Here is a 24,254-nt window from a genome sequence, read left to right as displayed (position 1 = left end):
CGGGAGGAAAGAATGCGAGCAGTTGGAACCGTTCACAGCGGTTATGTCATCAGTGCAATCGACGCACGTCTTTATGGTTCGTTCGTCGAGCATCTCGGCCGTGCCGTCTATACCGGCATCTATGAGCCTGATCATCCAACTGCGGATGCCAACGGCATGCGTCAGGACGTCATCGATCTGGTGCGTGAGCTTGATGTGCCGATCGTTCGCTATCCGGGTGGAAATTTTGTTTCGGCCTATAATTGGGAGGACGGAATTGGGCCGCAGGAGAAGCGTCCGGTTCGCCTCGATCTTGCGTGGCACAGCTCTGAGTCCAACCAGGTCGGCATCCATGAGTTTGCCGACTGGGCGGAGGCTGCCGGCACCGACATGATGCTGGCTGTCAACCTTGGTTCCCGCGGCCTCGATCAGGCCCGCGCCTTTCTGGAGTATGTCAACCATCCAGGCGGCAGCTACTGGTCTGATCTACGTCGACAGAACGGTCGCGAAGAGCCTTGGGGCGTCAAGATGTGGTGCCTCGGCAACGAAATGGATGGCCCCTGGCAGATCGGACAGAAGACGGCTGACGAATACGGACGGCTGGCGTTCGAGACGGCCAAGGCCATGCGCGCCTTCGACAAGTCGATCGAGCTTGTCGTCTGCGGCTCGTCTTCGCCAAAAATGCCGACCTATCCGGAGTGGGAAGCAACGGTTCTCGATTACACCTATGACAGCGTCGACTACATCAGTCTGCATATGTATTTCGACAACCATCAGGGCGACACGGCGAACTACCTCGCCCAGAACGCCCGCCTGGACGACTACATCGCCACCATCGCCGGCGTGATCACCTATACCAAAGCCAAGAAGCGTTCGAAGAAGGATGTCTATATCAGCTTCGACGAGTGGAACGTCTGGTACCACTCGCGCGAAGACGACCGAAAGGTACTGGAGGGCAATGACGGCTGGCCGCATGCACCGGCCCTGCTGGAAGACATCTACAATTTCGAGGATGTGCTGCAGGTCGGCTGCATCCTCAACACATTTATCCGTCGGGCCGACGTGGTGAAAGTCGGTTGCCTTGCGCAGCTCGTCAATGTGATTGCGCCCATCATGACCGTTCCCGGTGGCCCTGCTTGGCGCCAGACAACCTATTACCCCTATATGTTCGCATCGCACTACGGCCGCGGCACGTCCTTGCAGCTGGCACTCGATTGCCCGGGCTATGCAACGGAATTCGCCGACACGGTCTCCTATCTCGACATCTCCGCCGTTGAGACCGAAAGCGATGGAGCGCTGACATTCTTCATCGTCAACCGCCACCTGACAGAGTTGATCGACCTCGATCTTGCGCTCGCAGGATTCGGTGAGCGACGGGTGGTCATGGACAAGGTGATTGTGGGCCACGGACTTCGTGACACCAATGGCCCCGAGAAGCAACCGGTCGAACCGAAGGATGGCTCCGGCGTCACCGTTGCGAACGACCGTGTCACGGCTTCCATCGCGCCGCTCAGCTACCGGATGATCCGGCTGGGCAGATAAGAAGCTTGCGACAGGGAGGAGGAACCATGTCCGCATCGATCGAGATCAACAATGTCACCAAGCGCTACGGCGCCCTGACCGTTCTGGACGCGATATCACTGACAATCGAGCCCGGTGAATTTGTCGTGTTTCTCGGGCCATCGGGCTGCGGGAAATCGACGCTTCTGCGCATGATCGCCGGCCTTGAAGATGTCACCGAGGGCACGATCTCGGCAGGGGGGACGCGGGTGGATACACTGCCGCCCGGCCAGCGGGGGGTGGCCATGGTGTTTCAATCCTATGCGCTCTATCCGCATATGACGGTGGCCCAAAACATGTCCTTCGGCCTTGAAAATATCAAGCTGCCTAGGGCCGAAATTGAACGCCGTGTTTCCCTTGCTGCGGAAACACTGGAGATCGGGCATCTCTTGGATCGCAAGCCGCAGAAACTCTCCGGTGGCCAACGCCAGCGCGTCGCCATCGGCCGGGCGATCGTCAAGGAGCCAAAGGCTTTCCTGTTCGACGAGCCGCTCTCCAACTTGGACGCGGCACTACGTGGGCGAACGCGCCTTGAGCTCGCCCAGTTGCACGCACGCCTTGGCTCCACGATGGTATTCGTTACCCATGACCAGGTCGAGGCGATGACGCTAGCTGACCGCATCGTCATTATGCATGACCGAAAGATCGAGCAGATTGGCACGCCGATGGAGGTTTATCAAAGACCTGCAACCCGTTTTGTCGCTGGCTTCATCGGCTCACCGACGATGAACTTCATTCCCGTGGCAAATGTCAGATACGACAATGGCGGCCTGTCGATCACGACCGCAGGCCTGGGAACATTGCAGACGAGCATCCAGGCCAATACGAGCTTTGCGGCCGATGGCGCCAGCCTTGGCATTCGCGCCGAAGACATCACCGTCCTGCCGGCCGGCGAGAGCGGCATCCCGATAACGGCCGAAGTCATTGAACGGCTCGGCGATCGTACCCTGATCTATGGCGTGCTCAACGACGGGACAAAATTGACCACCGAGGCAGACGGACGGAGCACGGCGCGCATCGGCGACGTTTTGCAGATCCGGCTGGATCAGTCCGCGCTTCACCTCTTCGACGCAAAGGGCATGGCCCATCGCTCGGATGCCGCTTCGCCCCCCCGCCCGGAGGGTGACTGACATGGCCGAAAGCTATCGCCGCAGCCAATGGGGCCATGGGCTTTTCATCCTGCCCTATCTGTCGATCTTCGCCGTGCTTCTGGTCTTCCCGCTGATCTGGGGCATGTGGCTCAGCCTGCACAAGGTCGATCTGTTCGGTCCCGGCCGTTTTGTCGGGCTTGCAAACTACGGCCGCGTCTTGGCCGATCCCGTCTTCCTGCAGGCGCTGCGCAATACACTGGTCTTTGTTCTGTTCAGTGTGCCGTCACTGGTCGCACTCGGACTGTTCCTGGCACTTGCGCTCAACCGCACCTCGCGCTCCACGTCGTTCCTGCGCGGGCTATTCTTCTCGTCGTCGGTTCTCTCGGTCACGATCGTGACCCTGATCTGGCGCTTCGTCTTCATTCCCGGCGACGGTCTGATGTCCGTGATCTTTGCACAGTTGGGGATGGAGCCGCTCAATTTCCTCTCGACCAGCGGCTGGTCACTGTTTGCCGTCGGCGTCGCAACCGTCTGGTGGTGCCTCGGTCTGCCAATGATGCTGTTCTTGGCAGCACTGCAGCAAATTCCCGTCGATCTCTACGAAGCATCGGCACTCGATAATGCCAGTCCCTGGCGCGTCTTCACGCGCATTACTCTGCCATCGATCGCCCGCACAATCATGCTGGTCACAATCATCCAAATCGTCATGCAGTTCCAGCTTTTCGGCCAAGCTCAGCTGATGACCAACGGCGGCCCGAACGGATCCTCTCGGCCGCTTGTCATGTATATTTACGAGGTCGGCTTCGTCCGTTGGGACCTTGGAAAGGGTGCCGCAGCATCGCAGTTCCTGTTTCTGATCATCCTCGTCGCCGCCATGGCACAGTATGTGGTCTCAACCCGCAAGACGGAGGCAGGCGAATGAGTGGTGACAATAAGACCTACCGACCCGATGCGCTGACCACCAACCGCATCATGCTCTGGCTTGCCGCAACCCTGTCGGTGGTGATGATGGCACCGGTCGCCTGGCTCATCGGCCTCTCGATCAAGAACAACCAGGAATTGATGCTGGGTACTGAATCCGTCTTCAGGATGCCTTACACCATCGGCAACTATCTCAACATCCTGCATACATCGCAGGTCTTTGGCTGGCTGTTGAACAGCTTCGTGGTTGCCTGCGGCCAGACGCTCGGCGTGCTTGTCCTGTCATCGCTCGCGGGCTACGCCTTCGCCAGGCTACAGTTTCCGTTCCGGCGCACGCTGTTCATCATCGTGCTCTTCGGGCTGGCCGTGCCCGAGCAGGCAGTCATTATCGCACGCCACCAGATGTTCAACTGGTTCGGCCTGCACAATTCCTATCTAGGGCTTATCCTGCCCGGCTTGTCATCGGCCTTCGGCGTCTTTCTGATGACGCAGTTCTTCCGGGCTATTCCCAAAGAAATTGACGAGGCCGCATTGTTGGACAATGCCTCGCAATTCCGAATCTTCTGGAAGGTCATGCTGCCGCTGACATTGCCTGCCCAGGCAACCCTTGGAATCTTCACCTTCCTGCACGGATGGAACGACTATTGGTGGCCGCTGATTTCCGCGACCAAGAAGGAAATGTTCACCCTCACCATCGGCATTGCATCCTCTCAGACCAATTTTGCCCAAAGCGAGGGCCTTGGATTCCTGGCCGCGCAAGCGGTGTTTGCAAGCCTTCCTGTCCTTATCGTCTACCTGCTTTTCCAGCGCCACATTGTCACCGCCGTCTCCGGCGGCGCGGTGAAATAATGCCTGATCCGACCGGGAGGAGCCGGTCGGATCAGGTTCAACCAACGGAGCCGTGCGCTCCGACACAAGGGAGAGAACCTATTATGAGACGCATTCTTTTAAGCACAGCTGCCGTGATTGCCCTGAGCTGCGGGGCGCAAGCCCAAGCCCAGACGAAAATTGAACTGCAGCGCTTCTTCGGCGCCTGCGACGCCGACTATGGTACGGTCACCGATGTGTCTGCAGCCGTTGGTGAATGCGGGATCATCACCGCCATGGTCAACAAGTTCGAGGCGGACAATCCGGATATCGACGTCAACATCACGACCGTGGAATGGCCGGGTTATGATCAGTTGAATGCACAGCTCGCATCAGGTGCTGCCCCTGATGTCGTCTCCATGCACTATTCTGCGATTTCCGACTATCAGTCCCGGGGGTTGATCGAACCAATCGACCCGGTTCTCGCAAGCCAGGGCATCACACCGGAAAGCTATACAGACGCCGCCCGCGATGGCGTTACCAAGGAAGGCCAGATGTACGGCCTGCCCTTCGACAACTGGACCATGCTCTTCCATGTTAATCTCAACCTGATGAAGGAAGCGGGCCTGGTGAATGCCGATGGTACGCCGATCCTGCCGAAATCCGCCGAAGAACTGATCGCACAGGGCAAACAGTTCAAGGAGAAGACCGGCAAGCCTTATCTCGTCCAGATCCTGGCCAACGAAACCGCCTCCTATGCGCGCGTGCTCTACACATTTCTGCAGCAGCAGAAGTCGGACTTCTTCGCCGACCCAACCGCGATCAAGCTGAACACACCCGAAGCAAAGGCAACAGTCGAACTGCTCAAGCGCATCAAGGATGAAGGTATCACCACGCTGGGCCTCGACTATGCAGCCGCAGTTTCGTCCTTTGCCAATGGGGACGGCGGCATTGCCATCAACGGTACATGGCTGATCGGTGACTATGTCGCCCAATCTGAAAAGGCCGGCACGGCACTTGCGAACGGTTACACGGTCTATCCGGTTCCGCAGCTCTTCCCGGGTCAAGACAGCACCTATGCAGACGGCCACAGCTGGGTCATGCCGAAGAAAGATCGGACACCCGAGCAAGTCGAGGCAATCGGCAAACTGTTCAAGTTCCTTTCGGACAACGACTTCCAATGGGCGCGTACCGGCCATCTACCGGCCGTCAAGGCCGTGTTTGACATGGCGGAATTCAAGGCCTTGCCACATCGCGCCAACATCGCGCGCATTGCAGAGACAGGCCGCTCGCTGCCGTCTGCCGTGCAGAGGCAGTTCCCCATCCAGGATATCATCGGCGAGGAAGTCGGCGCTGCTGTCAATGGTGACAAATCGGTCGACGAAGCGTTGGCGGGTGCAGAAAGCAGGATCAACGATCTGCTCTCCAATCTATAAGAAGCCGAATCCATATCATCGTGGGAAGCCTTCCCATGGATGGAACATCCTTGTCCGGCTCCACGCACCGAATATGGTGCGTGGAGTTTTTTTGTGCGCCATATGCCGACAACGGACGGCACACACAGAAAGCGATCTGCAAACGGGGAGCGTATGGTTGGCCGTGCCCCATTGGCTTACCGGCACACTATGTCGAGCTGCACCCAACAGAACATTTTCGCATGATGCAAAAATCGGTTAGATCAAGCAAGCGAAGGATCACATCCGCATTCAGCGTGACAGGAAAGACACCGATGGCGAAGCATTCACAGGACCCCGGCAACCCGGCAAAGCCCCGTCTCGCCCAGGATCCACACGCTGTTCGCGAACCACGCGCCAACAATCTGGAAATGGCGATCGGCCACGAGGTGCGCAGCTTTCGCAAGAAGCTCGGCATCACTGTCGCCGACATGGCCGCTGCAACCGGCATCTCAGTAGGCATGCTGTCGAAGATCGAGAATGGCAATATCTCACCATCCCTGACGACGCTCCAGGCGCTTTCAAAGGCCTTGGGCGTGCCGATGACGGCTTTCTTTCGCGGCTTCGAGGAGCCAAAGAGCGCAAGTTTCGTGAAGGCCGGCGAAGGCGTTAATCTGGAGCGGCGCGGCACCCGCGCGGGCCATCACTACAGCCTGCTCGGACATATCGAAAACAACAGTTCTGGTGTGACCGTCGAGCCCTATCTGATCACCCTCAATGCGGAATCCGACGTGTTCCCGACATTCCAGCACCCCGGGATGGAATTCCTCTATATGCTGGAGGGTGAGGTGATGTATCGCCATGGCGATAGTCTCTACCGGATGGAGCCGGGAGACAGCCTGTTTTTCGATGCAGACGCGCCGCACGGCCCCGAGGTTCTGGAAAAACTGCCAGCCTGCTATTTGTCTATCATCGCCTATCCACAACAACGATGATTGCCTGAAAGGAAGATATTATTCCTCTGGATTGATATCACTCACCGCTACTGCTACGTTTTCGCCCAAAGGATATGGGAGAAGACTATGTGCGGCATCGTTGGAATATTTTTGAAAGACAAGGCGCTTGAACCCCAACTCGGGACTCTGCTCTCGGACATGCTGATCACCATGACCGACAGAGGACCGGATTCGGCCGGTATTGCCATCTACGGCCGCGTTGCCGACGGCAAGGCCAAGGTTACGGTTCAGTCTGCAGATCCCGGTGCGGATTTTGCCGGTCTTGACCGCGATCTCATCAAGGCAGGCGTTCCTGCCGCCATTACGGTCAAGAACACCCATGCGGTGATCGAGATCGATGCTTCAGCGCTTGGCAACATTCGCACCGTTCTCGAGGATATCCGCCCCGCTGTTCGCATCATGGGATCAGGTGAAAGCATCGAGATCTTCAAGGAAACCGGCCTTCCGAAGGATGTCGTTGCCCGCTTCGAGGTGCGCGCGATGGGCGGCACGCATGGCATCGGCCACACCCGCATGGCGACCGAAAGCGCCGTCACCACGCTCGGCGCCCATCCCTTCTCGACGGGTGCGGACCAGTGCCTCGTGCATAACGGTTCGCTGTCAAACCACAACAACCTCCGCCGTGAACTGGTGCGTGAAGGTATGACCTTCGAGACACAGAACGACAGTGAAGTCGCCGCCGCCTATCTCACCGCCGAAATGGCCAAGGGCAAGGATCTCGGCCAGGCGCTAACAGGTGCGCTCGACGATCTGGACGGCTTCTTCACCTTCGTTGTCGGCACGAAGTCAGGCTTCGGCGTGCTCCGCGATCCCATCGCCTGCAAACCGGCCGTCATGGCCGAGACCGACCAGTATGTCGCCTTCGGCTCGGAATACCGCGCGCTGGTTAACCTGCCGGCCATCGAGACCGCCCGCGTCTGGGAGCCGGAACCGGCGACCGTCTACTTCTGGGATCACGACAAGGCCGCCTGATCCTTCCGCCGATGTCTCATCGAGCCGCTGTTCCCAATCGAGAAAGTCCACCCATGCCCGTCTTCGATCTGTCCCAAACGCCGTTGCGCGAACTCAACAGTGCCTTGCACAATCTCGGCACCGGCGCCAATGACACCGCTTTCGAAGTCGTCAATCCGCGCGGCAGCCATTCCGTCGCTGTCGGTATCGATGCGCTCGTCACCGTCGTGGTCAAGGGCTCCGTCGGTTACTACTGCGCAGGCATGAATGACGGCGGCACGGTCACTGTCCACGGCTCGGCCGGACCGGGTGTCGCCGAGAACATGATGTCCGGCACCGTTGTCATCGAGGGCGACGCCTCGCAATATGCCGGCGCCACCGGTCGCGGTGGGCTGCTTGTCATCAAGGGCAATGCGGCCTCGCGCTGCGGCATCTCCATGAAGGGCATCGACATCGTCGTCAAAGGCTCGATCGGCCACATGTCGGCCTTCATGGGGCAATCAGGCCACCTCGTCGTCTGCGGCGATGCCGGCGAAGCGCTCGGCGATAGTCTTTATGAGGCAAAACTCTTCGTGCGCGGCACGGTCAAAAGCCTCGGCGCCGACTGTATCGAAAAGCAGATGAAGCCGAAGCATCTCGCAAAGCTCGCCGAACTTCTCGAACAGGCCGGCATCACCGATGTGAAGCCGGAAGAGTTCAAGCGCTACGGCTCGGCCCGCAAGCTCTACAATTTCAATATCGACAACGCTGACGCGTACTGAGGCGAGGAAAAGCCATGAGCTATCACAACCCCTTCACCCCGCCGCGCAAGTCCGCCACCTTTGACGATTACACGCTGGCCGAAATCCGCCGCGCGGCCGCGACCGGCATCTATGACATCAGAGGCGCCGGCACCAAACGCAAGGTGCCGCATTTTGACGACCTGCTCTTCCTCGGTGCCTCGATCTCGCGTTATCCGCTCGAAGGCTATCGCGAGAAATGCGATACCTCGGTGGTCCTCGGCACGCGCTTTGCCAAGAAGCCGATCTACTTGAAGACCCCGATCACCATTGCCGGCATGTCCTTCGGCGCTCTCTCCGGCAATGCCAAGGAAGCGCTCGGCCGTGGCGCAACGATCGCCGGCACCTCCACCACCACCGGCGACGGCGGCATGACCGATGAGGAGCGCGGCCACAGCCAGACCCTCGTCTACCAGTACCTGCCCTCCCGCTACGGCATGAACCCGAAAGACCTGCGCCGCGCTGACGCGATCGAGGTCGTGGTCGGCCAGGGTGCCAAGCCCGGCGGCGGAGGCATGCTGCTCGGCCAGAAGATTTCCGATCGTGTGGCCAATATGCGCAACCTGCCCAAGGGCATCGACCAGCGCTCCGCCTGCCGCCACCCCGACTGGACCGGCCCGGATGATCTGGAGATCAAGATCCTCGAACTGCGCGAGATCACCGACTGGGAAAAACCAATCTATGTGAAGGTCGGCGGCGCCCGCCCCTATTATGACACGGCACTCGCCGTGAAGGCCGGCGCCGATGTCGTGGTGCTCGACGGCATGCAGGGCGGCACGGCCGCCACCCAGGACGTCTTCATCGAGAATGTCGGCATGCCGACGCTCGCCTGTATCAGGCCCGCCGTCCAGGCGCTGCAGGATCTCGGCATGCATCGCAAGGTGCAGCTGATCATCTCCGGCGGCATCCGCTCCGGCGCCGATGTGGCTAAGGCGCTGGCGCTCGGTGCCGATGCCGTTGCCATCGGCACGGCAGCACTGGTGGCAATTGGCGACAACGACCCGAAATGGGAAGAGGAATACAGACAACTCGGCACCACGGCCGGCGCCTATGACGACTGGCATGAGGGCAAGGACCCGGCCGGCATCACCACCCAGGATCCGGAACTCGCCGCGCGTCTCGATCCGGTCGCCGCCGGCCGCCGGCTTGCCAACTATCTCAAGGTCATGACGCTGGAAGCCCAGACGATCGCGCGCGCCTGCGGCAAGAACAAGCTCACCAATCTCGAGCCGGAAGATCTCTGCGCGCTCACTATGGAGGCAGCCGCCATGGCACAAGTGCCACTCGCCGGCACCAGCTGGTACCCCGGCAAGGGCGCCTTCTAAAACCAGAATGGCCGTATCCGACTCCCACGGATGCGGCCATTTCCTTTCAACCAATGTGTCTCAATCCATAAAAACAGGGGAACGACGTGACACAGGATCTTGCAAGCTTCGCCGCCGAGCGCGGCATCAAATATTTCATGATCAGCTATACCGACCTCTTTGGCGCCCAGCGCGCCAAGCTGGTGCCGGCAGAAGCGATCGCCGACATGCAGAAGGATGGCGCCGGCTTTGCCGGATTCGCCACCTGGCTCGACCTGACGCCGGCCCACCCCGACCTCTTCGCCATTCCGGACCCCTCCTCCGTCATCCAGCTGCCCTGGAAGAAGGACGTGGCCTGGGTCGCGGCCGACTGCATAATGGAAGGCAAGCCCGTCGAACAGGCGCCGCGCGTTATGCTGAAACGGTTGGTCTCGGAAGCTGCCGGGATGGGTCTGCGGGTCAAGACCGGCGTCGAGCCGGAGTTTTTCCTGATTTCGGCCGATGGCGGCAGGATCTCGGATGAATTCGATACGGCCGAAAAGCCCTGCTACGACCAGCAGGCGCTGATGCGCCGCTATGACGTGATCGCCGAAATCTGCGACTACATGCTCGAACTCGGCTGGAGGCCCTACCAGAACGACCATGAGGACGCGAACGGCCAGTTCGAGATGAACTGGGAATATGACGACGCTCTGAAGACGGCCGACAAACACTCCTTCTTCAAGTTCATGGTCAAATCCGTCGCCGAGAAACACGGGCTTCGTGCCACCTTCATGCCCAAGCCGTTCAAGGGACTGACAGGCAACGGTTGCCATGCCCATATTTCCGTCTGGGATCTCGACGGCAGGGTCAACAGCTTTGCCGATACGGGAATGCCGTTTGGCCTTTCCGCCAAAGGCAGGAACTTCCTCGGCGGCATCATGCAACATGCCTCAGCACTGGCCGCGATCACCAACCCGACGGTCAATTCCTACAAGCGCATCAACGCGCCACGCACCGTCTCGGGCGCCACATGGGCACCGAACACCGTCACCTGGACCGGCAATAACCGTACGCACATGGTGCGTGTACCCGGCCCCGGCCGCTTCGAACTTCGCCTGCCCGACGGTGCAGTCAATCCCTATCTGCTACAGGCAATCATCATAGCGGCCGGACTGGATGGCCTGAGAAACGATGCCGATCCAGGAAACCATCATGACATAGACATGTATCGCGACGGCCATACGATAAAGGACGCACCGAGGCTCCCTCTCAATCTGCTGGACGCGCTTCGTCAATATGAAGCCGACAAGGCGCTTCAGGAAGCACTCGGCAGGGAATTCTCCTCTGCCTATCTGAAACTGAAGCATGACGAGTGGGACAGCCACTGCGCACAATTCACATCTTGGGAACGCCAGACCACGCTCGATATCTAGACCACCGGTCTGTAATGAAATTTAAAGATCCCGGAAAAATCCGGGACCTCGTCTATAAAAGGCGGTAAAGGCGGCCTACGCCCCCCATGTGCGCTCGAGCAGCGACAGCCAGTTGCCATGGGCAATCTTGGCCAGCTCAACGTCATCATAACCGGCCGAACGCAAGGCCCCAAGTAAGCTTGGCAGTCCCGTGGCGTCGCCGATCTTGTTGGAGATCAGCGTACCGTCGAAATCCGAACCGAACCCGACGTGATCAATTCCGACACGCTCAACAAGGTAGTCGACATGACGCACCATTGTCGAGAGATCCATATCTGTATCGGGCTTGCCCTCCGGATGCAGAAACTTGACACCAAAATTCAAGCCGATCAGTCCGCCAGTGTCTCGGATTGCGTCGAGCTGACTATCCGTCGCGTTACGACTGTGCGGGCAGATGGCAAAGGCATTCGAATGCGAGGCGACCAGCGGTGCATCCGAGATTTTCGCAATGTCCCAGAAACCTGCATCATTCATATGAGAGAGGTCGACCATAATCTTCAGCCGGTTGCATAGTCGAATGAGATCGCGCCCAGCCTCAGACAAACCCGGCCCGATATCGGGGTCGTGACCGAAGCGAAATGGAACTCCATGGGCGAAGATGTTCGGGCGGCTCCAGACGGGACCGAGCGTGCGCAGTCCGGCCGCATGCAACACATGGATCAGATCCAGATCCGGCCCGGCAGCTTCGATCCCTTCGATGTGGAAGACGGCAGCAAAGCTTTGCTTGTCCATGGCCGAACGAATGTCCGCCACCGATGTGCAAACGCTGAAGGCACCGTCCGACTGCGCAGCAATCCGGCGGAGCAATGCCGCCTGGGTGATCGTCTGTTCCAGTGCCGACAGACGTTCGACGCGCGGCAGATCGCCATTCGCATCGGCGCCCCAACTCGGCGATGGCACGTACACGGCGCAGAGACCGCCCGCGAGACCGCCTTCGCGCGCCTTTGGCATATCAACCTGCATGCGGTCACTGCCCCTCAGCACGCGTGCCTCTGCGCCGTTACGTCCCTCATGCATCAGCCGTGAAAGGATATCGTTATGCCCATCAAATACCGGAATCTTGGCCAGTTCATTCATCCTGCCTGCCACCACCATAACTGCCTCCGCCACGCTGTGGCCTCGGAGATTTCTTCATCCGGCGCGACAGAATCCGCGTTCTTCTGTCATACCCGCGAGCGCGTGGTGTACGATGCCGGGCAAAGGGGTTGCAAGGCCGACACGCAATTTGGCTAAGCCCGCCGCGTTCTTGAGGTGGAAAGAAAACGCCCCAGACGCCAGAGAGCGCATGCAGTCGCCGTTCCAGCCAGTTCCTTGTTGCTAGGAAATGGGAATGATAGGCAACAGCTGTGATCGTGACCTATGTGTCATTCAATCATCGCCTTCTACCCCTGCAATCAGCGCAGGAGCACACCTAACCTGCCCACAGCCGGGCAGTCGTGGCGGCGCCTGTCTTGGGGGCACGGCAAGCTCCCTTTTCCTCCCCGACGGGCGTCGCTTGGACTGTAGCCAAAGGCCCGCTTGAACGCCCGGCTGAATTCAGCGCCGTCGGAAAAGCCGTGCTTCTCGGCGATTTCAAGGATCAGGCGCTGATCGTCCGGGTTCGTCAGGGATGAATGCGCCCCGAGCAGACGGCGATGCTGAATGTAGTGCATCACGCCACCGAAGGGTTCGAAGAGGTTATAGAGCCGCGTCCGCGATATACCGAGTTCGCGGCGTACAGCTTCGCTCGCCAGATCAGGATCAAACAGCCTTTTTTGAACAAATTGCCGCGCCTTTTCCAAAAGCACGGTCGAAATCGGTTCATCGGCAGCGGCGATGTTGTCAGCCGACGGGGAGACACAGGCAAGTACCATCGCATGCGTGGCGGTGATCAGCCCGGGTATCTCGGCTTTGGTCAGCATAGGAAGACGGTTCGCCAATCCGACGAGATAGTCTGAAAAAAGATGGCCCATCCCAGTGTCCAGCTTCGACAGTTCGGCGGCGCTGAGCGCAACGGCTGTTTCGTGAGAGAAATCGCGTGGCACAAACAGCATCAGCATCTCGCTTGTCGAGACATCCCCGGCATAGCTGCGGCCAAGTGCGTGAATTTGCACTTCACCGGGACCGGCGGAAAAGGTCCTTCGTGCACAGTCTGTCCTGATCCGGCCAGATTTCAGCAAGGTGATCGTCCAATGGTCAAGCGGTTCACGCCGAACGTGCCCCGGCAGGCTGGTGAAACCAAGTGCGTCGGTACTGATCTGGGCAAACAAAAGGTTCCCCAGATCCCAGAGCGTCTGCTGACCGCGGAAAGTCTCGCGAGCGTTGTCCGTTCCCGTCAGTTCGAGCATGGGGGCAAAACTGTCGCGCCACACCACGAATTGGGCAGACCGTTCGAAATCCAAGGTAGAGAGTTCGAACGCTTGCACCGGTGAAGACCTGTCCCGGAAAGCCTGCTCTTCACACCCGCCACCAAGCGGAGAAGGGGTCAACGACCCAGCCTGCTCCGCGAGCGGCACGTTGGCTTGGTGGAATCTCATGACGCCGCCTGCCTAGTCGAGACAAAAGACGCTATGCATTTGCGATGCCATGAGACAGCATCCACCGCCACGCCACCCGCAGACATCAGGAGAACGGTTTTCACTGCGGTCGAAAAGGACCAAAGTTTCATTCGACATCTCCCGGAACGACGAAATTTTGCAGAGGCAAACCAACTCGACAGTTATTGATGATCGGATGCGGCTGGCGGATATGGTTCAACCTCAAGCGATCAGGTTCGCTTTGACAGGATTGAGCGGCTCAAAAGCAGGTTACTCGGTTGCTGCGGCCGCTTTCAGGGCATCGCGCAAGACCTGTTCCTTGCTTTCATCCAGCGACGTCTTGAGCACCTCGCCGCCATAGTGCGACAGCTCCTTGACGACCTTATCGGCTGTCATTTCCCGCGCCAGAATGAATAGCGCCGCGTTCCCGGGTTGCAGTTTGTCCGCCAACGCTTTCATGAAGGCGTCATTGATGCCGACATCGCTCAAGGCTCCACCAAGGGCGCCGGAGGCTGCCCCGACGGCAATGCCCAACAGTGGATTGAGAAAGAGTACGCCGATCAACAAGCCCCAGAAGCTGCCCGAAACGGCACCCGCCGCGGTCGTGTTAACCAGTTGATTGAGCTTCACCTTGCCATTGTCCGCCTTGACCGCAATCACGGCATCGCTGAGCTGAATGAGATACTCTTTCTGCAGTTCAAATAGACGCAGCCGCACCTCTTCCGCCTTTGCTTCGGTCGGATACACAATTGCGATCAAATCAGCCATGAAAGCCCCCACTCAACACATCATTTATGCACGTGACAAACAACGCAAATACTACCGGCAAATGCACGGAAGGATTTAGCCAGGAATCCCGCAACTATGCATTGCGTCTACATTTGAGATTTCGGACTGGCTCAAATCGGTCCCCCCGTACTTTGGCAGCCATACAGCCGTAGACGCAGTCCGCTACAAAAACCGGGTTTTCTCGGCAGACCGAGTGTCGGGCAAATGACAACGTTCAATCAACCCTGGGCGCCGACTGCCGCAGTCAACGGATGGGGTTCCTCTGGCTTTTCCATGTTTGCTTCTGCAGGGATGCGGAACCACAGCACATAGAGCGCCGGCAGGAACACCAGTGTCAGTGCGGCCGCCACGACGAGCCCGCCTATGACCGTGAAGGCAAGCGGTGACCAGAACGGATCGCGGATGATCGGCAACATGCCGAGGATCGTCGAGCCCGCGGTCAGAAACACCGGTCTCAGGCGTTGCGCCGTGACGTCGATCACCCCCTGCCACGAAGGCCCTTGCTCCTCCATGCGGATATCGATCTGGTCAATCAACACCACGGAGTTGCGGGTGATCATGCCGATCAGTGCGATCATACCCAACACGGCAATGAAGCCGACAGGTGTATTGGTGATCAGCATGATCAAGACGACACCAATCAGCCCCAAGGGGACGACACTGACCACAAGCAGGAGGCGCTGGACACTTTGTAGCTGGAACATCAGCACAATCAGGATGATGATGCCCATCAAGGGCAACATTTCCAGAACAGACGAAAGCCCCTCCTCGGCGCCCTCGACCGCGCCCCCGACCTCTATGACATAGTTTGGATTGGCAATGCGCAGTTCGGCAATCTTGTCCGCAGCGGCTTCAACGACAGCAGCCGCCATGACGCCTTCGGCGACATCCGCCTGTACCGTAATCGTGGTCGAACTATCGCGCCGCCAGACGACCGGTTGCGTGGTCTGGTACTCGATCGTTGCAATGCTTGAAAGCGGTATCGTGTGGTTGGGGCCTACGGGTATTTGCAGTTGCCGAAGCGTGTTGACATCAACGCGCTCCTCCGCATTGGCCCTTGCGACGACATTGACCAAATAGATCGAGTCCCTGACCTGGGTAATCGGCACACCGGAGGCGGTGGCGAACAGTGTCTGAGCGATCACCGCTGAGTTCAGGCCCACAAGGCGTGCGCGGTCCTGATCGACATTGACAACGACCTTTCGAACCGGCTCATTCCAGTCAAGGTTTGGCTCCACCACGCCGGGCACCTGCGCGATTGCGTCGGCCACCTGCCAGGCAACATTGCGTACGCCGGGTATATCCGTTCCACTCACACGGTATTGGATCGGCCAACCGACCGGCGGGCCCATTTCCAATGGCGAAACGCGAACGATAATGTCGGGGAATTTTTCGTCCAGCTCGGTTTGCAGGCGTTTTTGCAGCGCGTCGCGCGCCTCAACGCTCTTAGCGATCACCACGGCCTGCGCGCGCGATGGTGCTGGCGCCTGTAGATCCATCGACAGATAGAAGCGCACCGGATCTGAACCGATATAGAAACTCCAGTCTGCGACATCCTCGTCGGCGGAGAGCACCTCCTCGACTTTGGCCACTTCCGCAGCAGTCGCAGCCTGCGATGCGTTCTGCGGCAGGGTCAGTTGAAGGATGAGCTCAGGTCGATCGGATGCAGGAAAGAACTGCCTGTTCATCGCCTGAGACCCGAGCAGAGCGAGCACGAACATCGCAACCGTCCCAACAATGACGAGGACACGCATGCGCATGCAGGTATGAAGGAAGTTCTTGAAGCCACGAATGACAGGACCATCCTCTTTCGCGCCCGTCGCGGCACCGGATTTGAGTACAGCGAGACCGACCACCGGGGTCAGCAAAACCGCGACAAGCCAGGAAACGATGAGCGAAAAGCCGATCACGAAAAACAGCGATCGCGCGTATTCGCCCGAAGAACTACTGGCAAACCCAACAGGAATGAAACCTGCAATCGTCACCAGCGTGCCGGCGAGCATCGGAAACGCAGTCGTCTTATAGGCGTGCGACGCGGCCTTGATCCGGTCATAGCCCTCTTCCAGCTTGGCCATCATGGTCTCGACAGTCACCATCGTGTCGTCGATCATCAAGGTCAGCGCTATGATCAGCGCTCCGAGAGACACGCGCTGCAGCGCGATCCCTGTTATGTCCATGAACAGGAACGTCAGAGCCAGCACAAGCGGAATGGAAACCGCAACGGCCAGACCGGCACGGACACCGAGGGCGAGGAAGCTGACCCCAAGCACGATGACGACAGCCTGACCCAACGAAGTTGTAAATCCGCGAATTGCGTTCTCGACAACCGCCGGCTGACTGGCGACATGCGACAGGGTGATTCCGATCGGCAAATCATTCTCGAACAGGCGCATTGTCGCATCAATATTCTCACCGAGCTGCAGGATGTCGCCACCTGATGCCATGGAGATCGCGATCCCGATCGCCGGTTTGCCCTTGACGCGGAAGCGCGGCTGCGGGGGATCAACAGTGCCACGGACGATGCTCGCAATATCACCCAGCCGCACAAACCCGGAGGCAGTTGGAATGTTCAGCTTTCGAATATCATTTTCGTCGACGAGGCTGCCGGACACCTGGAGAATGGTTCGATCCTGATCCGTGGTCATCAGGCCGGATGGCAGGACGGCATTCTGCGCCTGGATCGTGTTGATCACCGTTGAGGCGCTGAGTCCGAGGCTCGCCAGCCGCTCGGTCGAGAACTCGATGTAAATCGTCTCGTCTTGAGTACCGATCAGTTGGATCTTGCCGATATTTTCTAACTTGAGCAGTCGATTGCGCGCTTCATAGGCCCAGTCTCGTACCTCGCGATCACTGAAACCTTCAGACGTCAGACTGTAGATGATGCCAAACGTGTCTCCAAAATCATCATTGAAGAAAGGTCCGCGCACGCCTGCGGGAAGCGTGGCCTGCATGTCGCCAACCTTTTTGCGCGCCTGATACCAGCTTTCGCCCACCTGGTCCGGCGGCGTCGCATCGTCCAGCGTGACGTAGATCACCGACTGGCCAGCCGTTGTCAGACTGCGCAGGTTATCGAGATTAGGCACCTCTTCAAGCGTGCGCTCAAGACGGTCTGTAATCTGGTCGGCAGTCTGCTCGATCGTCCCGCCCGGCCAGGCGGCTGAAACGATCATCGTCTTGAAGGTAAATTCCGGATCCTCATCGCGGCCCAGATTGATGTAGGAAATGACCCCGGCTATGGCACTAAGGACCACGAGGAAGACGATAAGGCTCTGGCGCCGGATCGCCCATTCAGACAGATTGAAACCCTCGTTCATTTCACGCTTCCTTCCAACAGGCGAACCGCCATGCCAGGACGAAGCTGCTGGACACCGGCGATCACCACCTGATCTCCGCTGGCCAGGCCTTTGGTGACCAGAAAGTCTTGCGTATCGAAGCGATGGACCTCAACCGGCACCAGCTTGGTCGTGCTGGAGGCAGCATCGACAAGCCAGACCGCCGTCTCATTGTTTTGGTTGAACAGCGCGGTCATCGGCAGTCTTGCCGCCGGCGCGCCAGCGATACGGATCGTGCCACGGACGGCACTGCCAAAACGGAAGTCTTCCGGCGCGGCGTCCAGTCCAACGCGGACGGTGAAATTGCGGGTGATCGGATTGGCCGTCGGCGAAATCTCACGAACCGCTCCCGTTGCCGTGCTGGTCGGGTTGCTAAGCAGTTGCACATCCACGCGCGCCTGGCCTCCGGTGGTCTGGATCGTTGCCTCGGGCACTTCAAAAACGGCATCGCGTGTGCCAAGCTGAGCGACACGAACGACCATCTGGCCACCGCCGACAACCTGGCCGACCTCCGCACCTGTCGCTGTCACAACCCCGGCCGCATTGGCCTTCAAGACGCGATTGTCGAGATTTGTCTGGGCGATACGCAAACCGGCTTTTGCCGCGTCAACGCCAGCTTGGGCCATACTGGCCTGGGCGATTGCATTGTCGAGCGACTGTCGGGTCGCGGTTCTTGGATAGAGCTGTTGCTGGCGGGCACGGGCAATTTCGGCGTTCTGGGATTGCGCCTCGGCCGAGAACAAATTGGCCTCCGCCTTGCGCAACGCATCCTGCGCATCTTCAGCATCAAGCCTCGCCAGCACGGTTCCGGGCTCGACAAGGTCTCCGACTTCAACGTCACGTTCGCGAATTTCGCCCCCCTGCCGGAAACTGAAGCTGGTTTCGACAACCGGCCTGATTTCGCCCACCAGCGAACCGAATGTATCCTCGGGACTGAACGAGACAGCGATCGTCTTGACCGGGCGCGGAGGCAGTTCCGCTCCCTCGTCTTCCCCTTGGCAGCCAACCAGGAGCAAGGTTGTCGCAACCATCGCTACTGGACGGCAAAACACTCTGATGGTTGACGCTGCAAGACGCTTTTTCATGAAAGAATTCCCCATATGCTTTTATGCAACGGCATGGCCGTCACGTTTGGGTCGTTGGTTCAAGACGTTTGGATAGGTTTACGAACGTGTCTCCGGCAGCAGCCAAAATACGAGTGGGACCACCGTCGTGCGGCGTGCGGTCCAAAGATATGGAAAGGCGTGGTCCCTGCAGAACAAGATGATGTGCCGCCAAAAGGCTTCGGTGACGAACCGGGGCAAAAAACGGCATGGGCATCCATCTCGTCTCCACAGCATATTGAACAACGCAAGCGCCTGAACTTTGTATGGAAACCAAAGGCATGCCGCTCCCGTTCAACGCTCAACACATCCAGGCGGTTGTTTGCACAACAGAAAACAATGACCCAGTCCGGCCACTATAGTGCTGATCAAGACGTGAAGTGATCAGCATAGAATCCCGCAAACAGGCGTAGCGTACAGATTTAAGCACCCAGGAAATCGATGATTTTCCGCGGATGAATTGACGGTCCGCATATCCCCGTGACCGCCAAAGCACACCTGCGTGTGTGTCGATCGTCGAGTCGACAAAAAACATAGGGCAGCTGTTGTCTACTTGCGCCTTTGCTGTTTTTGATTTTTCAGCTTCTGCGAAATCACAAGACGGATGCTGTTGAATGCGTTTGTTTGCCTTGCTGATCATTCTGATTTCATTGACAGGCTGTGGCGGTCCGCGCGCGGTGCTGGGTCTCGATGCGCCGGCGGGACTAGGGGCGAGCTCGACCGAAACAATCTATTTGGCGACAACCCGCGCGCGCTCGGACGATGTTCGGCTACCCTATTCCGCTGGCAGGTCGATGGCGCTCAACTTTGCCAGGTTCGAGATCGGCATTCCCGAAAACCACGTCGCTGGTCAGGTTGAAAAGACCGGTCGCACGCCAGACCCAGCGCGCCACTTTACCGCTCGGGCCTATCAGCCGATCGATGGGCGCAAACAGTTCATTTCCCAACTCAATGCAGCGCTCGCGACACGCGCGCCAGAAGACCGGGAAATCTTCATCTTCGTGCACGGCTACAACAATAATTTTGCCGACAGCATCTTTCGCAATGCCCAAATCGTGCATGACTACAATATCAATGCAGTGGCTCTTCACTATGCCTGGCCATCCGGCGGCGCCCTGCCGCTTTATGTCTTCGACCGAGACAGTGCTCTTGTCGGCCGGGCTGGACTTGCCGAAACGATCGAAATTGCAGCCAAGACCAGAGCGAACAGGGTGATACTGGTCGGTCATTCCATGGGCGCTTATGTGGTGACGGAGGCCTTGCGCGATCTTGCCGTTACTGGCCGCCGCAGCAGCCTCGATCGACTGGGCGGCGTCGTACTCGCCGCTCCCGACATTGATGTCGATGTATTCCAAAGCCAGGTGCGCGATATAGGCACCCTGCCCAAACCCTTCACCATCGTCGTGTCTAGGCGGGATAGAGCCCTTGGCATCTCCCGGCGTCTCACCGGCGGCCATCCGCGTGTTGGCAGTGGCTCGGATATCGCCATGCTGCAAGACAAGGAAATCGGCGTGATCGATGCCTCGGACATCGATGGCGGTCGACACAATGTCTTTGCCAGTTCACAGACGCTGATGGACGTGGTGAACAATAGCGATCTGATGCGCAATCTGCTTCGCGACGACCAGATGGGGGCGCCGCCGACGGTGATCGCCGACAGCGCCACGGTGGTCGAAGGTGCGGCATCGCTGGTGATCTTCCTGCCGGCCCGGATCCTTGGCGGCATGGCAAATGCCGTTACCGCCCGCTAGGCGACGTGGCAGAACATGATTTCGCGTCAGCCAGGGCTTAGCCGAAACCAAAAGCACCAAGCAGGTACAAAGCAATGACATAGTAGAGCACATGCAGCGCGTATAGCTGGCCGTCGCCTGTGTAGATCTTGCGCGCGATACCTCCCGCCCCCAGAGCAAGCCCTGCAATGCCGTCCCAGAAGGCATTCGCTAGCGGGGTGACAAGAGGCGTAAATACCGCGCGGTAGAAGGCATAAAAACGAGACACGCCCGCCGCACCAGAACGGCCACGGGCGATCCAGTATAGCAACAAGAACACCAGGAAAAACACCACCGTGGCACTTACGGTCACGGTCATTACCGGCATCGGGTTCCAGTAGGCATAGATGCTCTCAATCGACATGCCATTCCAGACCAGGGTGGACGCAAACAGCGGATCCACTGCCTTCGACACCGGCTCCATGACCAGCTTGGGAAAGAACGACAGCACCAGAATTCCGGCAATCAGCAGGAATTGCGGTAGCAGCAATGCCAAGGGAGCCTCCCGAATGCTTCGGCCATCCCCAATGGATGGCGCCCAGAACAGCGTATGAAACAGACGAAACATATAGAGAAAACCCAGGAACGTCGCTACCGCAGCAGCGATGGCCAGCCCCGTCCAGCCCTTCTCCACCATAGCGCTGATCAGCAGCCATTTGCCACCGAAACCGGCAAGCGGCGGAAGCCCTGACATGGAGATCAGGGCGATGCTCATGGTGGCGAACGTGAAGGGCATTTCCCCTGCAAGCCCGCCGGTCTCAGCCAGTCGCCTCGTCCCGGTTCTGAGCACAATCCCAGCGACGGCCAGGAACAGGATGCCTTTGACCATCAAATGATTGGTCACGAGATAGAATGCCGTTACCCATCCAAGATGGCTCATCAGTGCAATTGCCGTGATGATATAGCCGATCTGGCTCATGCTGGAATATCCCAGCATACGCTTCATATCGTCCTGTTGAAGCGCCATGATCGCGCCGGCAATAGTGGTTGCCATTCCAATCCAGCCCATCACATGTGCCATCTCCAACCCGACTTCGGAACGGATGGCGAGATAGGTGGTCATGAAGAGGCCGAAAACAGCAACTTTGCTGATAACTGCCGACAGCATTGCCGACAGGTCGTCATCCGCCTCTGCATAGGCGCCGGGCAACCAGACGTGAACACCGACAGCACCGGCCTTGATCAGGAAACCGCCCGCCAGAAGGACGAAGGCCGGCGCGGCAGACGGACCTGCTGTGGCGAAAGCGGAAAGAGCGGTCGTTCCATTGGCACTCGTGGCAATTCCAAATCCGGCAAGTAGGCAGAAGGCCGAGACCAGCGAAAACAGCAGGAATTGCAATGCATAAGGATGAGCACCACGCCCGAGCGTGATGAGGAAATAGGATGATAGCGTGATGATTTCCCAATGGAAGAAGAATTCGAGACTCGTCGAAGATGTCAGCAGGCTGGCGATCGACAACAGCAGGATGGTCATCATCGGATAAAACCCGGGGCGTCTGTCTGGCCGGTAGGCGCTTGACGCCGCGATAATCAATCCACCACTGAGGAGCACCGCAGCGAACAAGGCGTTAATGTCGGCAAGATCATGGGCAGTCCAGAGCGCTCCGACGAACACCAACAACAGCATCGACAGGCACTTTAACCGGCCTGCAAGCCCATCGAGTGCATAGAGACAAGCCCCGAAACACAGTGGTAGCACGAGTGGCAGGGAAATAGCCCCGGAAAAGCTAGCTGCCGCATGACCACTTGCGGCGAGTAGCACCACGCAGCCAAGCACCGGAAGCAATTTTCCAAAGCCCGGCATGGCCAGAACGCTATCCGTCCGACCCGTCACGGGCCGCATGGCCTGCTTGAACCACTGGAACATATAAGCAGCCTCGAGCAGAGACCCGGCAAGGATAACTGCGATCCAGATGTAGCGCTCACCCTTGGCGACCTGCATGATAAGTTCCCATTTTGCCCAAAAACCGGGAAATGGCGGCAGGCCAGAAATCGCCACGAGAAGTGCTGCGAAAACAGTGAGGATCAAAGGTCGTCCAGCGATGTCGGACCAGTCACTGGTATCCTTTCGCGCGACGACACCCGCCAGCCAGAACAAGCCAGCCTTGGCGAAAAGATGGTTGATGAACAGACCTCCGACAACGAGTGGCAGTGTCTCCCGCGCCCCAAGCTGCTGCGTCAGCGAAAGGGCGAGGGTCAACAGACCCATCTGCGCAATCGAGGAATAGCCGAGCATTCTCTGAACATTGGTCTGCCTCAAGCCGACCAGATTGGAGAAGAGGAATGTGACCCCGCCGGACAGCGCAAGAATGCCGAGATGGTTTTCAAACAGCGGCAGCAGCTTGAACAGCGCAAAAAACACACCTGCGGACACGCCTCCCGACACAAGCGCGGCCACGCCACTGTGGGCGCTCTCGTAAACGTCGAGACCCCAGCCATTGGCCGGAAACGGTTTCAGCTCAACCACCAGACAGGCGAGCACCAAGACGAGCGCAGTTGCACCGATCGGACCTGCGATCAGCACACGGCTGGCGATCATGTCATCAATGTTGAGCGTGCCGGTGACATGGTACAGGAGGGCCGACCCCAACAGGAAGAATGAGGACGCGATCACGGTTGCCATGATGTATTTGAAGCTCGCGGCAAGAGCCACAGGCGTCCGATCAAACCCCATGAGGCCATAGGTGCCGATTGAAACGATCTCGAGAAAGACAAAGAGATTGAACAGGTCGCGGGTCATCACCATACCGTTGATGCCCATGGTCAGGATCAGATACAGCAAGAGGGCCGCGTAGCTCGCGCGCAGCCGGTCCCACATGTGCCAAGCTCCCAAAAGAGCCGCGACATTGACGCACAACGAGAAGAAGCCCTCGGCAAGGCCGAAACGCAGGTTGATCGACAAGGGAGGCAAACTTCCGGCTGTCAACACTTCGATCGTCGGTGCGCCGTTGTAGAGCCTCCAGAAGCAAGTCGCGGAAATCACTGTCATTGTCACGAGAGCCGCGACGAAAGCAATCGCTGGCAGAGGTCTCCCGATCTTGTGCAACAGCGGCATGAGAAAACCGCCGCCAAGACCGAGGAGAAAGATGTTCAGCGGTTGCAGGACACCGTCTACCATTTCTGCTCCGTCAGCGCGTCTATCGAAAGGGTATTCGTGGCCTGGTAGAGCGCGATGGCGAAAGACAGCATGATTGCCGTCACCGAAAATCCGATCACGATGGCCGTGACAACGAGAGCCGAAGGGATCGGGTCCACGGAACGGGCTGCTGCATCAGCAATGGAGAGAGCCTCATCGACAATCGGAGCTGTACCGCCCGTTATGTAGCCTGTCGCCACCATGACAATGTGCAGCCCCGTATCGACAAGGGAAAAGCCGATGATGATGCGCAGTATGTTTCGGTGCTTGAGAATGCCCCAGAAACCGATCAGCACCAGTGCAAATCCCGTTGCAAGAAGTATCTGTGATATCGGCAATCCCATCATGGCACC

19 protein-coding genes are annotated in these 24,254 nt (G+C 58.5%); 11 read left to right on the top strand and 8 right to left on the bottom strand.

The annotated features are described in order from the left end of the window. The first annotated feature begins 12 nt into the window (after nt 1–12). From LQ231_RS22175 to glnT, 10 genes are all read left to right on the top strand, one after another. Nucleotides 13–1,521 (top strand): alpha-N-arabinofuranosidase, encoded by a 1,509-nt coding sequence (locus tag LQ231_RS22175; protein ID WP_230174005.1) that lies wholly within the window; start codon nt 13–15, stop codon nt 1,519–1,521. A 26-nt stretch (nt 1,522–1,547) separates the two neighbouring features. Then, nucleotides 1,548–2,669: a sn-glycerol-3-phosphate ABC transporter ATP-binding protein UgpC gene (gene ugpC, locus LQ231_RS22170; protein WP_230174003.1), complete on the top strand. Its 1,122-nt coding sequence runs from the start codon at nt 1,548–1,550 to the stop codon at nt 2,667–2,669. 1 nt (nt 2,670) lies between these two features. After that, nucleotides 2,671–3,552: a sugar ABC transporter permease gene (locus tag LQ231_RS22165; RefSeq protein WP_230174001.1), complete on the top strand. Its 882-nt coding sequence runs from the start codon at nt 2,671–2,673 to the stop codon at nt 3,550–3,552. Further along, a complete protein-coding gene (locus LQ231_RS22160) occupies nt 3,549–4,400 on the top strand; it encodes a carbohydrate ABC transporter permease (RefSeq protein ID WP_230173999.1) in 852 nt (283 codons plus the stop codon). The genes LQ231_RS22165 and LQ231_RS22160 overlap by 4 nt, the downstream gene beginning before the upstream one ends. A gap of 83 nt (nt 4,401–4,483) precedes the next feature. After that, nucleotides 4,484–5,794: an extracellular solute-binding protein gene (locus LQ231_RS22155; RefSeq protein ID WP_230173997.1), complete on the top strand. Its 1,311-nt coding sequence runs from the start codon at nt 4,484–4,486 to the stop codon at nt 5,792–5,794. Nucleotides 5,795–6,087: 293 nt separating this feature from the next. Further along, nucleotides 6,088–6,747, top strand: coding sequence for an XRE family transcriptional regulator (locus tag LQ231_RS22150; RefSeq protein WP_230173993.1), 660 nt, complete (start codon nt 6,088–6,090; stop codon nt 6,745–6,747). Between the two features lie 87 nt (nt 6,748–6,834). Next, on the top strand, nt 6,835–7,740 hold the full coding sequence (locus LQ231_RS22145; protein WP_230173991.1) for a glutamine amidotransferase family protein: 906 nt from the start codon (nt 6,835–6,837) through the stop codon (nt 7,738–7,740). Nucleotides 7,741–7,793: 53 nt separating this feature from the next. Next, nucleotides 7,794–8,480, top strand: a complete 687-nt coding sequence (locus LQ231_RS22140; protein WP_230173989.1) for a GXGXG domain-containing protein — start codon at nt 7,794–7,796, stop codon at nt 8,478–8,480. Nucleotides 8,481–8,494: 14 nt separating this feature from the next. Further along, complete coding sequence (locus tag LQ231_RS22135; protein WP_230173987.1) at nt 8,495–9,823, top strand: FMN-binding glutamate synthase family protein; 1,329 nt, start codon at nt 8,495–8,497, stop codon at nt 9,821–9,823. 86 nt (nt 9,824–9,909) lie between these two features. After that, nucleotides 9,910–11,217, top strand: coding sequence for a type III glutamate--ammonia ligase (gene glnT / locus LQ231_RS22130; protein ID WP_230173985.1), 1,308 nt, complete (start codon nt 9,910–9,912; stop codon nt 11,215–11,217). 75 nt (nt 11,218–11,292) lie between these two features. On the opposite strand, the gene LQ231_RS22125 is transcribed toward glnT, so the two are convergent. The 6 genes from LQ231_RS22125 to LQ231_RS22100 form a co-directional block, all read right to left on the bottom strand. Further along, nucleotides 11,293–12,333, bottom strand: coding sequence for a dipeptidase (locus tag LQ231_RS22125; RefSeq protein ID WP_230175018.1), 1,041 nt, complete (start codon nt 12,331–12,333; stop codon nt 11,293–11,295). Between the two features lie 317 nt (nt 12,334–12,650). Next, nucleotides 12,651–13,772: a helix-turn-helix domain-containing protein gene (locus LQ231_RS22120; protein WP_230173983.1), complete on the bottom strand. Its 1,122-nt coding sequence runs from the start codon at nt 13,770–13,772 to the stop codon at nt 12,651–12,653. A 270-nt stretch (nt 13,773–14,042) separates the two neighbouring features. Then, on the bottom strand, nt 14,043–14,540 hold the full coding sequence (locus LQ231_RS22115; RefSeq protein ID WP_230173981.1) for a DUF1269 domain-containing protein: 498 nt from the start codon (nt 14,538–14,540) through the stop codon (nt 14,043–14,045). 239 nt (nt 14,541–14,779) lie between these two features. Beyond that, a complete protein-coding gene (locus LQ231_RS22110; RefSeq protein WP_230173979.1) occupies nt 14,780–17,875 on the bottom strand; it encodes an efflux RND transporter permease subunit in 3,096 nt (1,031 codons plus the stop codon). Beyond that, nucleotides 17,872–18,978 (bottom strand): efflux RND transporter periplasmic adaptor subunit, encoded by a 1,107-nt coding sequence (locus LQ231_RS22105; protein ID WP_230173977.1) that lies wholly within the window; start codon nt 18,976–18,978, stop codon nt 17,872–17,874. The genes LQ231_RS22110 and LQ231_RS22105 overlap by 4 nt, the downstream gene beginning before the upstream one ends. Before the next feature lie 319 nt (nt 18,979–19,297). Then, nucleotides 19,298–19,636: a hypothetical protein gene (locus LQ231_RS22100; RefSeq protein ID WP_230173975.1), complete on the bottom strand. Its 339-nt coding sequence runs from the start codon at nt 19,634–19,636 to the stop codon at nt 19,298–19,300. Here LQ231_RS22100 and LQ231_RS22095 point away from each other — a divergent pair. Then, a complete protein-coding gene (locus tag LQ231_RS22095; RefSeq protein WP_230173974.1) occupies nt 19,611–20,747 on the top strand; it encodes an alpha/beta fold hydrolase in 1,137 nt (378 codons plus the stop codon). The two genes, LQ231_RS22100 and LQ231_RS22095, sit on opposite strands and share 26 nt — an antisense overlap. Before the next feature lie 37 nt (nt 20,748–20,784). On the opposite strand, the gene LQ231_RS22090 is transcribed toward LQ231_RS22095, so the two are convergent. Further along, nucleotides 20,785–23,883 (bottom strand): proton-conducting transporter membrane subunit, encoded by a 3,099-nt coding sequence (locus tag LQ231_RS22090; RefSeq protein WP_230173973.1) that lies wholly within the window; start codon nt 23,881–23,883, stop codon nt 20,785–20,787. Next, nucleotides 23,877–24,248, bottom strand: a complete 372-nt coding sequence (locus tag LQ231_RS22085; RefSeq protein WP_230173972.1) for a sodium:proton antiporter — start codon at nt 24,246–24,248, stop codon at nt 23,877–23,879. Before LQ231_RS22085 ends, LQ231_RS22090 begins: the two co-directional genes overlap by 7 nt. Nucleotides 24,249–24,254 lie beyond the last annotated feature (6 nt).

This window comes from Rhizobium sp. CECT 9324, assembly GCF_918741265.1.
Taxonomy (GTDB): domain Bacteria; phylum Pseudomonadota; class Alphaproteobacteria; order Rhizobiales; family Rhizobiaceae; genus Allorhizobium.
Note: the sequence above shows the minus strand (reverse complement) of the source record. Positions and strands in the feature narration are given on the sequence as shown.

Coding starts and splice junctions, on each gene's coding strand:
- LQ231_RS22175 (WP_230174005.1), top strand. CDS start 13: ATGCGAGCAGTTGGAACCGTTCACAGCGGTTATGTCATCAGTGCAATC.
- ugpC (WP_230174003.1), top strand. CDS start 1,548: ATGTCCGCATCGATCGAGATCAACAATGTCACCAAGCGCTACGGCGCC.
- LQ231_RS22165 (WP_230174001.1), top strand. CDS start 2,671: ATGGCCGAAAGCTATCGCCGCAGCCAATGGGGCCATGGGCTTTTCATC.
- LQ231_RS22160 (WP_230173999.1), top strand. CDS start 3,549: ATGAGTGGTGACAATAAGACCTACCGACCCGATGCGCTGACCACCAAC.
- LQ231_RS22155 (WP_230173997.1), top strand. CDS start 4,484: ATGAGACGCATTCTTTTAAGCACAGCTGCCGTGATTGCCCTGAGCTGC.
- LQ231_RS22150 (WP_230173993.1), top strand. CDS start 6,088: ATGGCGAAGCATTCACAGGACCCCGGCAACCCGGCAAAGCCCCGTCTC.
- LQ231_RS22145 (WP_230173991.1), top strand. CDS start 6,835: ATGTGCGGCATCGTTGGAATATTTTTGAAAGACAAGGCGCTTGAACCC.
- LQ231_RS22140 (WP_230173989.1), top strand. CDS start 7,794: ATGCCCGTCTTCGATCTGTCCCAAACGCCGTTGCGCGAACTCAACAGT.
- LQ231_RS22135 (WP_230173987.1), top strand. CDS start 8,495: ATGAGCTATCACAACCCCTTCACCCCGCCGCGCAAGTCCGCCACCTTT.
- LQ231_RS22125 (WP_230175018.1), bottom strand. CDS start 12,333: ATGAATGAACTGGCCAAGATTCCGGTATTTGATGGGCATAACGATATC.
- LQ231_RS22120 (WP_230173983.1), bottom strand. CDS start 13,772: ATGAGATTCCACCAAGCCAACGTGCCGCTCGCGGAGCAGGCTGGGTCG.
- LQ231_RS22115 (WP_230173981.1), bottom strand. CDS start 14,540: ATGGCTGATTTGATCGCAATTGTGTATCCGACCGAAGCAAAGGCGGAA.
- LQ231_RS22110 (WP_230173979.1), bottom strand. CDS start 17,875: ATGAACGAGGGTTTCAATCTGTCTGAATGGGCGATCCGGCGCCAGAGC.
- LQ231_RS22105 (WP_230173977.1), bottom strand. CDS start 18,978: ATGAAAAAGCGTCTTGCAGCGTCAACCATCAGAGTGTTTTGCCGTCCA.
- LQ231_RS22095 (WP_230173974.1), top strand. CDS start 19,611: ATGCGTTTGTTTGCCTTGCTGATCATTCTGATTTCATTGACAGGCTGT.
- LQ231_RS22100 (WP_230173975.1), bottom strand. CDS start 19,636: ATGATCAGCAAGGCAAACAAACGCATTCAACAGCATCCGTCTTGTGAT.
- LQ231_RS22090 (WP_230173973.1), bottom strand. CDS start 23,883: ATGGTAGACGGTGTCCTGCAACCGCTGAACATCTTTCTCCTCGGTCTT.
- LQ231_RS22085 (WP_230173972.1), bottom strand. CDS start 24,248: ATGATGGGATTGCCGATATCACAGATACTTCTTGCAACGGGATTTGCA.